Here is a 14,772-nt window from a genome sequence, read left to right as displayed (position 1 = left end):
AAAATCCGGGATTTCCAGCCGGCAAAACCGCAACTTAATAAAGAGATGAGAGCCAATATTAGTGGAGCAAGGGGCCGTAGGGTAGCCTGGAATCCTAGGAGACTGGGGGTCTTCTGACTCGCGTTCAAATCGCGGCGGCCCCATACCTGTTTTGGAGTATTTTTATGAAGTTAGCACCTGAATGCAGGACTTGTCTGCTGACAAAAGTCCGTTCACAATCACAGATCGTAACAAACGACGAGGAGGTTTTGGCCAGGGTCAATGCCGAATGCACGGAAGTGTATGACCGGTACCTCGAGGAGGATCCGCGTGCAGCGGTCGCCGCCGGCGAAGTTCACCGAACCTGTTATGCCGCGATCGGCTCGGACGATCCGTATGCTGCTATGAAAAAAGAGGACAACGCCGCCGCGATCCGTGTGGCCTCGGCAGTTCGTCCGAAACTCCACACCCTTCATGACTACATGACCGCCGCGATCATCGGGAACACCATCGATTACGGCGTGACCGGGCACGAGGTCTCGGCAGATCTGGTCGCATTCTTCGAGAAGATGCTTGCCCGAAGTCTGGCTCTTGACGACTCGGAAGAGTTCTTCCAGCTGGCTGACCGGGTGGTCTACTTCACCGACAACTGCGGCGAGATCATCTTTGACAAATTGTTCTGCGAAGAATTACGGAAGAACGGATCACACGTGACCATCGTCGTAAAGGAAAAACCGATGCTCAATGATGTGACGGTACAAGAGGCGGCCGAGATCCGTCTCGAAGATGCGGCGGATATTGTGTATCATTCGGGCGGCGGGGCGCAGCTTGGGGCACATCCGCCATACTTCCCGCCTGAAGTCCGTGACGCGGTCGATAACGCAACGCTGATCATTGCAAAGGGTCTTGCAAACTACGAGAGCCTGACCGAGTATTCGATCCGGCCGCCGGTCGCCTATCTGCTGATGGTAAAATGTGACGCGGTCGGCAGAGACGTTGGCGCAAAAAAAGGTGAGATGATCGCTATTCTCCGGCGTCAGTAGATCTCCTGCACGCGGCCGACCGACCCGTCGGCGAGCCTGACCTTGATCCCGTGGGGATGATTTGGGGAGTTTGTCAGAATATCTGCGACCCGCCCAAACGTCAAAGCCCCCGTTCCCTGATCTTTTTTGAGAATTATCGCCACCGCATCCCCCGGATGAATATTACTGCGCAGATTTCCGTCTTTCATAGTACACCTAACTAGTGGGAAGCCTGGGTAAAAGTAATATCTCTATCGTATTTTCTCTCGTAAGAATTTCGGCAACTGCCGGCATATCAACATGTTCAATTATTCCAATTGTCTTAAATTGAGAGAATACTTCGTATCAGTGGAACTAAGTTGACTAAGATAGGACACGTTTTCTATAGTCTCGATCGTATCTTCCGGGACATTTTTCAGAACATACTGTCTAAATGTATCATATCCTTCCTCTTCGATCTGTATGCGGAACCGTTTTCCTTCACAGGCGAATCGTCGGACCCAATCAAGAATACCTTCCACGACCAACATCGCTGATTCCTGCGTAGAGACCGTGGTGAGATAGCGTGCAAGATGCGGGAAGCGCCCGTGACTGCCGCCGACCATTATCTGATAACCCAATGGTTTGCCGGTTATCACGTTGAACTGGCAGGTATGGATACAATTGCCGCAGGTCGTACACAGACCCTCATTGAGAATGACCGCACCATGCTTAACGAGGAGTGCCTTTTCTTTACAGTAATCAACACACGTGCCGCATCCTGAGCAGAGGGTAGGGTTTCTTATCGGCTTCTGGACGCCGATGATACCAATATCACTGACCCAACTGGAAACACAGGAGTTCGGGCAGGATGATACTGCAATACGTATGCGAAGCGGAAGTTCCATCCGGAAAAAGCGTTTGTCGATTTCTTTGGCAAGAGTACTGCTGTCGATATTTGCAAGTTTGCATCGGTCTGTACCTGGACAGGCGACCACATTTACCACTTCGGTAAATTCTGCTCCGACTGGTGTCCCGTTTTTTTCCAGCAAAACCTCCATTGCTTCAAGGTTATGCGGGTCAACATGGGGGATCTCTATTGACTGACGGTTTGTCAGATGGAGAGATCCATTGCCGAATTTGCTTGCGATATCAACAAGACCGGCCATCCTTTCCGAGGTGATGTCCCCTGCAGGGATCCGTATCCTTACTGTACAGAGATCAGCATTTTTCTGGGTGATTACCCCTCCCAGAGTATGAACCTCCGGACCGCGGCGTTCATAATGTATGCTCATAGGAAACCAGAGATCCTAATACCTATTCCAAAAAAAAGAAATGATTTGGACATCATCACTTCTTCAAATAGAGTTTCGCGTAAATTGGCTGACCTTTACGTGTGGGATGACGTTCTCCGTGATCTCCTTCATAGATCGTAAATACCGCAGTTGTCCCGCCGACGGTAAGTTCAGTTTCGCCGGCCTGAGCATAACCCGGCATCATTACATCAACAGTGCCGAAAAGATAGAGTTCTCCTCTCGATGCCTGTCCGCCTAATCTGCTTTTTGCATTGCCGTGGATAATGACCTTTCCTCCGTCGGCGTGGGTCATAACATGGACATCGACATTGCCGCCGATTTCGATCTCGCCGCCGGTCATGAATGTCGCACAGTCACTGCCGACATCACCTTTCACGGTGATTTTTCCTTTGCTCATCCCTCGCCAGTCGCCGCGATAGGATGCCCCAAGATAATTTCCGGCGTTGCCGGTGATAGTCAGGTTGCCGCCGCTCATCGCGGTCGCAGCAAAGTGACCTACACTGCCATTCACGATGATTGTCCCGCCGCTCATCCAGGAACCAACGTACATATCTGCATCGCCGTTCACGACGACTTCACCGGCTGACATTTTCGCTCCGATGTATTTCACTTTCGTGAGATCGCCGTTGAAGATAAGATGCGTTTCAGCCGCGGTCGGTCCTGCTTCCCCGGAAACGGTGAAATAGTCTCCTATCTTCTCCACCGTTTTACCGATGAAGACAGGGAGTTCTTTTATCTCATCCGCTTTTTTTCCGGCAAGTGCATCCGGCGTGAAACAATCAGCTTCCAGATAGAGATCCGGCTGCTTTTTGATGGTAATTGTTACTGTATTCATACGTATATCTCCTTATTGTACCGCATCTATCTTCACGGCACACGGGTTTTTCATGAATTCATGTTCAGTGACTTCGTAGTTGTTCTTCGTAACGGTATAATACTTCACAAATGTCCTATCGATGTCACGCTCAACCTGACGGTTGGGTTTGGTTGTCACATCGACCCAGTAGGTTTTCTTATTGCCGTTGCTTACAAGCTCCCCGTCGTTGAGGATGATTTCACCTGATTTTATCAGGTATTTTGCATGAGAAAATGCCCATTCGATCTTTTCCGGATCGGATTCGGTCTCGGGATTATAGGGATACACGGCGACGTCAGCCTGCATTCCGGGAGTTAAACTTCCGATAGATGAGCTAAGACCCAGAGCTTTTGCAGGTCCTGCTCTGGTCATCTGAGCAATTTCATAGAGCGTCAGTTCACGGTCGATAGAACCGAGCGTTGATCGGTCACGGACTTTGTCTTCGTTTTTCATCGATGCGAGAACATCGTTTCTCGCTTTCTCACTCATGAGCCATTTCATGACTCTCGGGTATCTCCAGAATGGTCCGGCATTCGGGTGGTCTGTCGTCAGATGGCAGCGCATATGATCTTTTGCGAGCAGAGCCATCTCAAGACCGATGGACCACTGGACACCGCAGACATAGACATCTTTGCTGTACACATACGGCACGATACCGGAACCACATTCCAGTTCGACATCGGTGTTTGCCCACTTCAGATGATTGAGTTTGTTCAGGTGGTACTCGAACGGACCGTCTCCAGTCATAGTTGTCGTCTCATCCAGCGTAACGAATCCGATATCACAGGTGACGGTCGGATTGTTGTTGATGTAGTCCATGACTTCTTTGCCTTTCGACTCGAAATCGGCCCAGGTCGTTCCGCCATAGGAATGGAACTGGATATGCGTGTGATGCAGCACCTGTTCACGGTTGAAGTTGTTGTTCGGTTTGATGCCTTCACTCAGTTTCAGCGTATCAAGGGTAGTCGTATAATTGCCCGGGTTACCAAGATTATTGGAATGGAGATGCAGCGAATGAGGGAGATGCAGAGACTCATTGACTTCCATAAGGCCGCTGACGATCTGTTTTGGCGTGATGTCGAAATACGGCACCGGATCATCAATACTGAGGCAGTTTAATCCCCATGCCCATGCTTCTGTACCTCCGGGATTCACACATTTGATTCCGTAACCCTTCGTTGCTCGGAGCAGCCATGCAGCGTAGGCGGCAGCGTTCTCAATTTCCCCGCGTTTGAGATAATCGAGAATGAACCAGTTGTTTCCAAACATAGGCAGGGCGGCCTCGTCAAGGATCGGGGTGTCACGCATTTCTTCGTGGGTATGGCGTGCATAGAGAGGCGGCATTGCCGCTTCAATTACGGTCGTATACCCCATATCAGCATAGGCATAGGCTGTTTTGAAGACTGTCGGCACAGATGTGCCGCCTGCCATGTGACGAATGCCGTGATACGGTTCATAGGTCGACTGCATTTTGTCTTCGGGACGGAAATTCCTGCCAACATTAACTTTGGCCCCTGCTACATGGGAATGGATATCAACCCCGCCGGCCATTACCACCATTCCGGATGCATCGATGGTTTTTTCGGCATGCGTAAGACTTTTGACGATTTTCCCGTTCTCTATGAAAATATCCTTTTTATCTCCATGGATACCCTGTCCAGGGTCAACGACGAATCCGTTTTTTATATGTATCGAGGTCATTTGGCATCTCCTTTAATCTTGTTTACTTCTTTCAGAACAAGATCGAGGAATTCAGCATCTGTGAGCATCCCTTCCGGGGGATCGACAACTTTGCGGGAATCAATTGGCACATTATCCATGCGATAACAGGAACCTCCAACCTCGATCCCAACTAATGCTACCGGAACGTGACACTTGGAAATAGCTGCCGTCGGCGTCATGTGGGGGTCGACACATACTGTTGGGATGGCATTGATCTTTTTCACTGATCCAATCGGGAAATGTGATCCAGGATCACTGCCGATAACTAAACATCCATCGACTTCACCACGCATCAGAAGATCATTGGAACTCGTCTCTCCCGGATTATATCTGGCGAAGCCGCGTGAAAGATCAACACAGAATGGGAAACCAAACTGCCATCCAAGGACCTGACCGGATCCAGTGACATTATAGTGCCCACGCATCGCGATGATGCTTGCTTTCGTATAGTTGTTCAGATCTGAGGTCAAGGCAATGGCCATGTCGATATTATGGTTTTTCCCCAGAGAATGGGTGACGCCCATACCAAAGAAAATAACTACAAATCTTCCTTGTTTCAGGATTTCGACAAGTTCATATATTTTTTCGCTTGGAACTCCCGCAATCATTTTTGGCAGCGGGGAACCCTTGAGTGCAGCACGGAAAGCATCGAGAAGTTCGTAGTCGCGTCCCTGTTCGACCTGAATATATTCATCTGCAAGAGATGCACTGTCGGTCGGGCGAGGATCCACCACAATGATTTTTCTGCTCTTCGAACCTTTTCCGGTGAAGTATCCGCGGGAATAGATCGAGTAGCGGGACATGTGGCGCGGGTGTGCGTGTGCCGGATTACATCCCCAGAAAATGATTCTGTCAGCACGGTTTTTGACTTCGCCAAGTGTACATGACGGGATACCCACATCCTGCATAGCGATGAGAGTTGATCCATGGCAGACGGTCGCGGTATTGTCGAGGACACCGCCGACCTGTTCTCCAATCATGTGCCCAATTGACTGAGCTTCACAGGATGTGGACGACCAGCCGTACATCAACGGTTTTTTTGCGTCGCACAGCACCTTTGCCGTATACTTTGCAGCTTCATCATAAGTGATTTCATTCCAGGATCCGTCTTCCTGCTTCATACGCGGGCGAGTGATCCGATCAGGTGACTGGACATGAAGAAATTTCTCGGATCCGATGGCACATGCATTGTACACTTCAAGGATCTGTTTGCCGTCATCGCTGACGTCAATTTCAATATCATCACAAAGAGTACCGCAGAATGGGCAGATAATATCAGTTAATCTTTTACTCATTTTTCCCTCTACACATCATTACAGGATTTCAATACAAGATCGATAGAACTTAGAACATGCTCATTCTCAGCGGGTTCAACGGTTACGGCTGTACCTTTGAACGTTGGCGTCCCGGTTGAGTAGGTATTACTGTCCACGAGCATATTAGCCCACGGTCCCATCGGGATCCAGCCAAGACCTGGGTGAGGGCCCTGTGTTGCGAGAATGGCCTTAACAATAACACTACCAAATTTACTGGTAACCCGGACATTGGTATTTTTCATAATACCCAGTTGATGTATGTCGGCCTGGTCAAGTTCAATTAACCCGCAGGATGTCATATAGTTCTCTTTCTCTTTTCCGGCTTCCATCGAGACTCCTTGCTGGATTGTCCGGCCAGAAATTAAGTTAATGTTGATTTTAGTCAAGTTTCAATTCTCCCGAAGATTCACTCCTTTGATGAGATACATTGGATGTTGGTGTGCGGGTCAAATTACTGTGAAAAAGCAGTTACAATTATTAACCATAAAATCGAGATGATTGTTCCAAATGCCGTTGCAGAATGGTTGAAAACAAAGCACCACCTTTGATCCTACCAGTTATGCGTCATTGGAACATATTTGGCATTTTTTTTCAGATATCTGTCGAACATCACGGGTCACGACACATATTTTAAGTATGTAACATTACTTCGTCCTGTGAATACAACTAGGACTCATGTGTCGGGCACGATAGCTGCAGAGCCAATACCTCATCCTGATTGGTCAATTAATTGTATGCAAGAAGTAATTTGACCTTATAACCAATGCATCGTGTGCAAATAGTTACAAATGAACGTTCAATTCTGAGCGTATTAATAGATTATGTTCTCAATATGTAAATTACTTTGTTTTTATTTTTAATGTAAGTTAATATTTTAAAGTTAACCAAATCTGGGGTTAGTTAGGCTCTTATCTAACTAAGCTTAACATGACCAACAACCGAAGAAAACGCAAATTTATTCGGTTTTTGGGTCAAACGCGCACTTGGTTAATTTTTGCATATTGTTAAATTCATTTAATTAATATAAATAAAAGCATGTGGTTTCTTATTGACAGGATCGCCGAAAGTACATTACCTGAATATGTACGGCTGGGTCGTGTGTTACCTGGACTTTGATCCCGTGCGACACGTACATGATCCTGAATACTGATTGGATTCCGGAGAGAAAAGTATCCTCAGTCTGTCGTTTCGGAGGAGGAGTTCTTCGCTGAATCGGATCCATACTGGGAATAAGGGGTGTTTTCGGGATGATTTCAGGATATTTTAAAGTAAAACCCCGGACAAAACTGTCCCCCACCCAAACCATATTAATAGAGGAACTCCTATTTCATGGTTAAAGGAGTTGTTATCAACATGGCATCGAATAAATCAAAAAACAACAAAAAGGCGAGTAAGGAAGTTTCTAAGCAACTCGTGAAGAAAACAAAAACAGCAAAGAAGACGTTAAAGCAGCTCAAGAAAGAGGAGCAGGGCGCCGAAGCTCTGCTCAACTACTGCAAGTCTATGGGCAGTTACTTTGCCGAGCAGGCCGCGTTGGAAAACATCCTGGGCGATTCACCTGATTCACCAGCCGGCGAATCGATCTGTCAAACCAGAGATAAATTCCTCAAAGGCTTCCATGAATCCGAGGAGTATGTAAACGCTCTTACCGTTTACCGCAACAAATTTGATCGGGAAAACGTCATCTCACCCGAGGAGAAACCTGAGGTCAAGACCGGGGAGGCACTCCCGGAAGAAGAGTCTGAAACCGCGGAATACTGATTTCGGAACATATTTCCCACCTTTTTTCATTTCCCTGCAGAGTTCCGCAAAACGAGTGAAACGGCGAACCGGGTCACAGGTGGATTTGGATGGCGCGGATGTTTTTATTTTATTCAAAAATACTGTCGTCAGAATGTGCGCGCAACTTCGACAAACGTTGAAATCTCTTCCAGACGATCCCAGAACAAATACCTCAAACCACAGAGTATATATCAAATCTACATGATAAATAATGTATAATTCAAATTCGCGGGAAATGACTCCTGCGAACGAGAAACCTACTGGAGTACCGACACATGTCAGTCAAAGCTACCAAAATGCTCTCTGAAGCGGATGGATATGACCTTCTGCGTCAGTTTAATGTACCTGCTCCGGCCTTTGAGGTCGTCCAGACAGCGGACGATGCTGCAAAAGCCGCAACAAAAATCGGTTATCCCGTAGTAATGAAGATCGTTTCCCCCCAGATCATCCACAAAAGCGATGCGGGCGGAGTGATTGTCGGGATCAAAACGGATGCTGAAGCAAAAGAAGCATTCAATAAAATCGTAACATCTGCTAAAGCCTATGAAGCCTCTGCAGAGATCAAAGGGGTCATCGTCGAAGAGATGGCAAAACCTGGTCTCGAGCTGATCATCGGCGGAAAGATCGACCCGGCATTCGGGCGTGTCCTCACCTTCGGTCTCGGCGGCACCTTAGTCGAGTTCTATAAAGATGTCGGGATCCGGCTCTTACCCTGCGACGATGAAGATATCAGAAGTCTGATCCACCAGATCAAAGCATATACGCTTATCAGAGGATACCGCGGTCAGGCCCCTCTGGATGAGGAGTTCCTGTTCCAGACATTAAAGAACGCCTGTGCGTTCTTTGAGAAGAACGATACCGTCGTCGAGTTCGATATCAACCCTCTCCGACTCTACGAGAAGGGCGGCTGTGCAGTCGATGCACGCGTCATCGTTCAGGACGACCCGGTCGACCTGCCGGCACATTATGATCCGGCAAAGATCGTTCCGCTTGACTACTATAAGCCAAGAAGCGTGGCGGTCATCGGCGCATCTGACGACCCGACCAAAATGGGATACGCGGTGTTCCGCAATATTCTCCAGTTCCCCGGCAAAGTCTACCCGGTGAACAACAAACGCGACGAGATCCAGGGCGTCAAATGCTACCCGACTCTCTCGGATATTCCCAGCCACGTGGATATGGTCGTAATCACCGTTCCTGCTCAGCTCGTTCCGGCGATCATGAGCGAGTGCGGATTGAAAGGCGTGAAGATGGCGGTCGTTATCACCGCAGGATTCAAGGAGATGGACGAGGATGGGCGTGCGCTTGAAAACCGCATGGTCGAGATCGCCAAGAACTACGGCATCCGTATCGTCGGTCCGAACTGTCTTGGTCTGATCCTTCCACCCTACAAACTCGATACGACGTATGTTTCCACCTCGCCTCTGCCGGGCGACATCGCGTTCATCTCCCAGTCGGGAGCTATCGTGAATGCAGTTGTCGGAATCTCCCTTTCGGAAGGCTCCGAGATGGGATACTCCGAGGTCGTATCGGTCGGAAACCAGTGCGATCTGGACTTCCTCGACTATATGAGTTATGCAGCCCGTGACCCGCACACCAAATCGATCATCCTCTACGTTGAAGAGATCAAAAACGGTGTGGCATTCATGGAGATGGCAAAGCAGATCACCCAGACAAAGCAGATCACCCAGACAAAGCCGATCGTTGCCATCAAAGCAGGTTCTTCGAAGAGAGGTCAGGCGGCAGCCGCTTCCCATACCGGTTCCCTTTCCGGTGCATTCGAAGTCTACATGGAGGCATTCAGAAAGTGCGGTGTTGTTCCGGTCAAGACGCTTCCGGGCGCATTCCAGGTGGCAAAGGCCCTTGGCGATCTGAAGAAGCCGCTGACCGGCCGTCGTGCTGTCGTGATCACCAATGCAGGTGGATTCGCCGTTCTCTCCAATGATTACGCCGAGACCTGGGGTATCGAGATCGTTGATCTGCCAAAGCACATCATCGATGAGCTGAACACCTTCCTCCCGCCGTTCTGGAACAAGAACAACCCGATCGATCTCTTAGGCGATGCCACCGAGGCACGCTTCAGAGGGGTCTTCGATGTTCTGTGCAAGAATGCAGATCTCTGGGATATGGCGATCCTCGTCAACTTCCCGAACAAAGTTCTGGCACCCGACCGGGTTGCCCAGATCCTGATCGACAACTCGAAACGCACGGACAATCTGCTTGTCGGAACCTTTGTTGGAGGAGACTGCCTGAAACCGGGTGTTGATCTCTTAAAGAAGAACAATATCCTGGTCTTCGAGGAGCTGGAGTTCACCTACCGTGCACTCGGACACCTGAGCTGGACCGCAGATCGCTGAACGCTGAAAAGCGAAATCAGGTCTGCCTCTCATTTTTTTGCGGGTTGGACGCTGAAAGCGGCCGACCTCAGCCGAGCAAGGCTTTGCCTTGCGACCGACGCGGTGGAAATATCGTATTTGCACATTTAAGAATAGGTAATCCCTTTTTTGCGGACGTGTGCTTTGATCTCGTGTAAGAGATTGTGTAGATCCATGAGGAAGAACCAACTGCGAATCGGCGCGAATCCCGCCCTTCGGGCGAAGAGAATCGGATTTGCTTATCCTCACTTTCGCAAGCCAGCTACGCTGTCTTGCTCCTCCCTCATCGGGAACGTTCGGGCAAATCCTGTCGCCGCTCCGGCGGCTCCCAAAAATATCCCATCCCTTTTTTTGATTATCAAAACCCAATTGGGTGTTTTATTAGAGAGAAATATGTTATAGATCATTTTTCTCAAGAAATTTCCTGGGGATGTTATGAGAAATAACTAGTGAAGGTGATTCTAAATTATGGACAATTTACCGCAATTTCTTTCACAAACCTTTTATTATATTCGAAAACTTATAATTCACATCCTTAACCGCAAAAATGTCTCAAAGAACTATTCTAGATATTCCTCAAATACCACAAGAAATAATCGATGCAGTGAACGATGACGAGTTAGCTATTTTTTTTGGTGCTGGAACTTCGATGTCAATAGGATGCAGCAGTTGGGAAAAAACTTGCCGAGACTCTCATCGACAAGTGTTTTCCAGAAGAAAAAAAGGACGACTCGCCAAGTACATCCAGAAATATAATTGAGCGAAAGACCCTTGAAGATATAATAGAAAAAGATCCAAAAAAAGTAATCACAATTTGTCAATGTATACTTGATAAAAATAATTCAAGCAACATCTTTTATGAGACGGTCAATGATTCTCTGAAAGTTGATTTAGATTTGTTAGATAAACAAAATATCTACACCGAATTGTATGGACTGCGGGGATTATTTATTACAACAAATATTGACACGCACTTTGACGATCGTTTTGATTCATCTCACATTATTTGTCGAAAAGAAGAGATTACTGAGGATAACATTGATAAATCAAAATTATACCATATCCATGGTTCGATATTAGATAGGGATTCAGTTGTTCTTACCGTTAAGAATTACTTTGATAGATATAGTGATCCTAAATTTATGGCTTTTTTAAGGAAAATTTTTGATGAAAAAGTAATATTATTTATCGGATATGGTTTAAGTGAATTTGAAGTATTAGATTTCTTATTTACTAAATCGCAAGATTCTCTTCCCGGAAGAAAAAAACATTTTATCTTACTGCCTTATCGCGAAAATGAAGACACAAGATTACAATTTGATACATATTATTATTCTGAACTTGGTATTGATGTAATTCCTTATCTGGATAGTAATAGAGATTATAATCAGTTATTCAATGTGATAAAAACATGGAATCGAAATATAATTCTTGAATCTCGTGCATTTTATGCATTATTTAATGAATTTAGGGATGCAGCTAATAATTATGATCCATTGAAAGAAGGGAAGATATTCCAAGAAATCAATAATGATCGATCCTGCAAATTAGAGTTCTTTAAACAATTATCACAATCACAAAATTCTCTTCCCTGGTTAATTCCTCTTAAGAAAGAGGATATTTCAATCCAAAAAATAATCCCGCACCGGTCAATGGATCCGTGTCATATTGGATTGTTATGGGGGTTTTAGAAAATATTGCCAAACTTAATCAAACCAATCCCAATTCAGAGATAACACATGAAATCCTTACAATTATCAAATCGATTATAGAATATAAAGATGCAAAAAATGAGCGTATCCTAAATTATTTAACAGACCAGCACATCATACGCATACTCTTTCTCCTTCCTTTAAATGAAATCAGTCAGTTCCACTTTGATTATATTAAAAAATGTATGCATGATTATACTGATACCCTCTATTTTGCACATGATATTGCTGAAACTATCATTCCGCGACTTCTTGAAAACGGTAATAAAGAATTACTTCTTGAAGTTCTTGATATCGTATTAGATTTCAAGAAAAATGAAATTCCGGCATTTGAAGAATATATCTCTATTCTATATAGCCCTAATCTTGAAGAATATTATCTCAATTTAATATTAGAGACATTCTCTGAGAGAATTATAACATTATGTGCGATGGACAGTATAAAAATCGCATTAGAAAAAATCGAGATAATTGTGAGAGAAGATTCAACTCAGTTCAATCCTGTCTGGATCCCCTCGATTAAAGAAGATGATGAATATTCAGACAGGTATGATTATCAAATAGTTCATTTCGTTTGGATTGCGCTCAATATGATGAATATTGAGGAAATCCAAGATCTTACGAAGTCATTGTTAGAGAAAGATCACCCAATTTTCAAGAGAATCGCAATTTGTTTGATAGATGAGCATTATCCGGAATTAAATGAGATATTTTGGAATTACAAAGAAAATCCACTTCAGGAATATCATCTTAAAACTGAAGTATATGACTTGTTTACCAATCACTGCAAAGAGTTTTCGGAATCAGAAATTACACAGATTATTGACTGGATCGAGACTAAAGACTATCATGAAGATAAATTATCTCATGATTTAGAAATTCAGAAACTATATCTTGCAGAGTGGAAAAAAGAATGGTTATCTGCGTTATTGGAAGCAAACAATCCAATAGTTAAATCCCTTTTCGATAAATATAATCAGATAAATCCTGTAAAACTATCACCTCCAAACCAACCTCCAAACCGAAGTGCAAGAGATTATATGGATGCTGCCCAATCTCCTCTATCAAAAGAGGAACTTCTTAGCAAATCTAATTATGACATTGCCGAATATCTCAACAATTTTAAGAGAGAAGACTTTGGAGAGATATTTGTATCAGCTCACTCTCTTGGTAATGTCCTTCGATTAAGCATTATTGATAATCCCGTAAAATTTGTTGAATATCTTGATCCATTTCTAACATTAAAACGGCTATATCAATCTGAATTGATATATGGCTTATCTGAAGCCTGGAAAGCAGATAAACAATTCAACTGGAATCCTGTCATTCAATACATCAATTCCATCATTGATTCTGATGAATTTTGGACAGAAGCATATCAAGATGGAGAAATTAACTACAGAAAAGAGATAATCTCCGGAATTACAAGATTATTTGAAGAAGGAACCAGAAATGATGCTCACTTAATAGAGATGGAGTTGTTACCGGAAGTTGAGAAGATTCTCTTAACTCTCTCTAATAACGTTGAGTCCGATCTCTATCCAATGGGCGACCTTGTGGCTTCCGTCTTAAATTCAGCTAAAGGGCATATTTATTCATCGATGGTATGTTATTCTCTTTGTTTTGGCCGCCATTATCGTAAAACCGATGAAATACGATGGCCGGAAACAATTAAAGCTGAGTTTGAACGAAGACTTGATATTACATTTGAACAGACGGTGGAATTTTCTGTGACTCTAGGTCAATATCTTTCAAACCTCTGTTATCTCGATAATTCCTGGGTAAGAGAAAATATCAATAAGATATTCCCCCAAGAAAATGACGAACATTGGAATGCTGCATTTACAGCGTATTTATTCAATTCAAATATTTCCAAAAATATCTATATATTGCTTAAAGAGAATGGGCATTACTCAAAAGCAATTCAAACGGAATTTAAAGAGCTACGTATCAATCGCCATTTAGTAAATCATATTTGTCAGGGATATCTAGAAGGATTTGAGCTATTAAGTGAGAAAGAAAGTTTGATCAACCAAGTTTTTGACCGATGGGATTCTGAACAGATTATACAATTAATACGTTCATTTAGATTTTATGGTAATAAACTCCCTCCAGAGAAGCGTCCAATGGTTATATCGCTCTGGAACATCATTATTTCTAAAATCGAAGAGGATCCGGAAAATAGTGACAACATCAAAATATTAGCTGAACTAAATTGCTGGATATCTTTAGTCGATGAATTAACCGATGAAATATGTGAGTGGCTAAAACTATCAGTAAAGTACATGAAACCCTTTGAAACAAAATTCATCGACAATTTAATCAAACACGCCCCATCACAACCAAAACGTTGTGTGGAACTGTTTCTAATTATGATTGAATCAGGACAATACTCTAGGCACCCTGAAGACAAAATTGTTCAATTTGTGAAGATACTTTATCAATTAAATGAACGCAGAAATGCAGATATGATATGCAATAGTTATTTACAAGCGGGTTATGATTTTCTCCGACCTATCTATGAAGAAAATATGCAAGTTCCCTAATGTCGGATGATATTCACAGGACTATTTTGTCCTCAACTTTTTTTAATGAGATGGTCTATGTTTTCTCCCAGAGGAGCCGCTGGGGCGGCGACAGGATTTGCCCGAACGCTCCCGATGAGGGAGGAGCAAGACTGCAGAGCAGGCTTGCGAGAGTGAGGATAAGCAAA

At 44.7% G+C, this 14,772-nt stretch carries 11 protein-coding genes and 1 tRNA gene; 6 read left to right on the top strand and 6 right to left on the bottom strand.

Features of this window, described 5'->3' with window-relative positions:
* Window positions 1-70 precede the first annotated feature (70 nt).
* Window positions 71-143, top strand: a tRNA-Pro gene (locus tag Q7J08_RS01695).
* Between the two features lie 21 nt (window positions 144-164).
* Complete coding sequence (locus Q7J08_RS01690) at window positions 165-1,022, top strand: DUF89 domain-containing protein (protein ID WP_304909956.1); 858 nt, start codon at window positions 165-167, stop codon at window positions 1,020-1,022.
* Here the strand turns inward: Q7J08_RS01690 and Q7J08_RS01685 are convergent.
* From Q7J08_RS01685 to Q7J08_RS01660, 6 genes are all read right to left on the bottom strand, one after another.
* Entirely contained in the window at window positions 1,016-1,210 is a 195-nt protein-coding gene (locus Q7J08_RS01685) for a YwbE family protein (protein WP_304909955.1), read from the bottom strand. The two genes, Q7J08_RS01690 and Q7J08_RS01685, sit on opposite strands and share 7 nt — an antisense overlap.
* Before the next feature lie 99 nt (window positions 1,211-1,309).
* The gene (locus tag Q7J08_RS01680; protein ID WP_304909954.1) at window positions 1,310-2,275 is read right to left on the bottom strand and encodes a 4Fe-4S binding protein; all 966 of its coding nucleotides are present in this window, start codon (window positions 2,273-2,275) and stop codon (window positions 1,310-1,312) included.
* 55 nt (window positions 2,276-2,330) lie between these two features.
* A complete protein-coding gene (locus tag Q7J08_RS01675) occupies window positions 2,331-3,131 on the bottom strand; it encodes a formylmethanofuran dehydrogenase subunit C (protein ID WP_304909953.1) in 801 nt (266 codons plus the stop codon).
* Window positions 3,132-3,143: 12 nt separating this feature from the next.
* A complete protein-coding gene (locus Q7J08_RS01670; protein ID WP_304909952.1) occupies window positions 3,144-4,853 on the bottom strand; it encodes a formylmethanofuran dehydrogenase subunit A in 1,710 nt (569 codons plus the stop codon).
* Window positions 4,850-6,169 carry a formylmethanofuran dehydrogenase subunit B gene (locus Q7J08_RS01665; RefSeq protein WP_304909951.1) on the bottom strand — a complete coding sequence of 440 codons (1,320 nt, stop codon included), beginning with the start codon at window positions 6,167-6,169 and terminating at the stop codon, window positions 4,850-4,852. The genes Q7J08_RS01670 and Q7J08_RS01665 overlap by 4 nt, the downstream gene beginning before the upstream one ends.
* Before the next feature lie 8 nt (window positions 6,170-6,177).
* Window positions 6,178-6,576: a molybdopterin dinucleotide binding domain-containing protein gene (locus tag Q7J08_RS01660; RefSeq protein ID WP_304909950.1), complete on the bottom strand. Its 399-nt coding sequence runs from the start codon at window positions 6,574-6,576 to the stop codon at window positions 6,178-6,180.
* Window positions 6,577-7,519: 943 nt separating this feature from the next.
* Between Q7J08_RS01660 and Q7J08_RS01655 the strand changes: the two genes are divergently transcribed.
* The 4 genes from Q7J08_RS01655 (at window position 7,520) to Q7J08_RS01640 (ending at window position 14,605) form a co-directional block, all read left to right on the top strand.
* On the top strand, window positions 7,520-7,951 hold the full coding sequence (locus tag Q7J08_RS01655; RefSeq protein WP_304909949.1) for a hypothetical protein: 432 nt from the start codon (window positions 7,520-7,522) through the stop codon (window positions 7,949-7,951).
* Between the two features lie 296 nt (window positions 7,952-8,247).
* Window positions 8,248-10,329, top strand: coding sequence for an acetate--CoA ligase family protein (locus tag Q7J08_RS01650; protein WP_370651227.1), 2,082 nt, complete (start codon window positions 8,248-8,250; stop codon window positions 10,327-10,329).
* Between the two features lie 914 nt (window positions 10,330-11,243).
* On the top strand, window positions 11,244-12,038 hold the full coding sequence (locus tag Q7J08_RS01645) for an SIR2 family protein (RefSeq protein WP_304909948.1): 795 nt from the start codon (window positions 11,244-11,246) through the stop codon (window positions 12,036-12,038).
* Entirely contained in the window at window positions 12,026-14,605 is a 2,580-nt protein-coding gene (locus Q7J08_RS01640) for a hypothetical protein (RefSeq protein ID WP_304909947.1), read from the top strand. The genes Q7J08_RS01645 and Q7J08_RS01640 overlap by 13 nt, the downstream gene beginning before the upstream one ends.
* Window positions 14,606-14,772 lie beyond the last annotated feature (167 nt).

The organism is Methanocorpusculum sp., from assembly GCF_030655665.1.
In the GTDB taxonomy this organism is placed as follows: domain Archaea; phylum Halobacteriota; class Methanomicrobia; order Methanomicrobiales; family Methanocorpusculaceae; genus Methanocorpusculum.
This window is presented reverse-complemented; position numbering and strand designations above follow the sequence as displayed.

Excerpts from the sequence above, each read along its gene's own strand:
- Q7J08_RS01690 (WP_304909956.1), top strand. The coding sequence starts at position 165 with ATGAAGTTAGCACCTGAATGCAGGACTTGTCTGCTGACAAAAGTCCGT.
- Q7J08_RS01685 (WP_304909955.1), bottom strand. The coding sequence starts at position 1,210 with ATGAAAGACGGAAATCTGCGCAGTAATATTCATCCGGGGGATGCGGTG.
- Q7J08_RS01680 (WP_304909954.1), bottom strand. The coding sequence starts at position 2,275 with ATGAGCATACATTATGAACGCCGCGGTCCGGAGGTTCATACTCTGGGA.
- Q7J08_RS01675 (WP_304909953.1), bottom strand. The coding sequence starts at position 3,131 with ATGAATACAGTAACAATTACCATCAAAAAGCAGCCGGATCTCTATCTG.
- Q7J08_RS01670 (WP_304909952.1), bottom strand. The coding sequence starts at position 4,853 with ATGACCTCGATACATATAAAAAACGGATTCGTCGTTGACCCTGGACAG.
- Q7J08_RS01665 (WP_304909951.1), bottom strand. The coding sequence starts at position 6,169 with ATGAGTAAAAGATTAACTGATATTATCTGCCCATTCTGCGGTACTCTT.
- Q7J08_RS01655 (WP_304909949.1), top strand. The coding sequence starts at position 7,520 with ATGGTTAAAGGAGTTGTTATCAACATGGCATCGAATAAATCAAAAAAC.
- Q7J08_RS01650 (WP_370651227.1), top strand. The coding sequence starts at position 8,248 with ATGTCAGTCAAAGCTACCAAAATGCTCTCTGAAGCGGATGGATATGAC.
- Q7J08_RS01640 (WP_304909947.1), top strand. The coding sequence starts at position 12,026 with ATGGGGGTTTTAGAAAATATTGCCAAACTTAATCAAACCAATCCCAAT.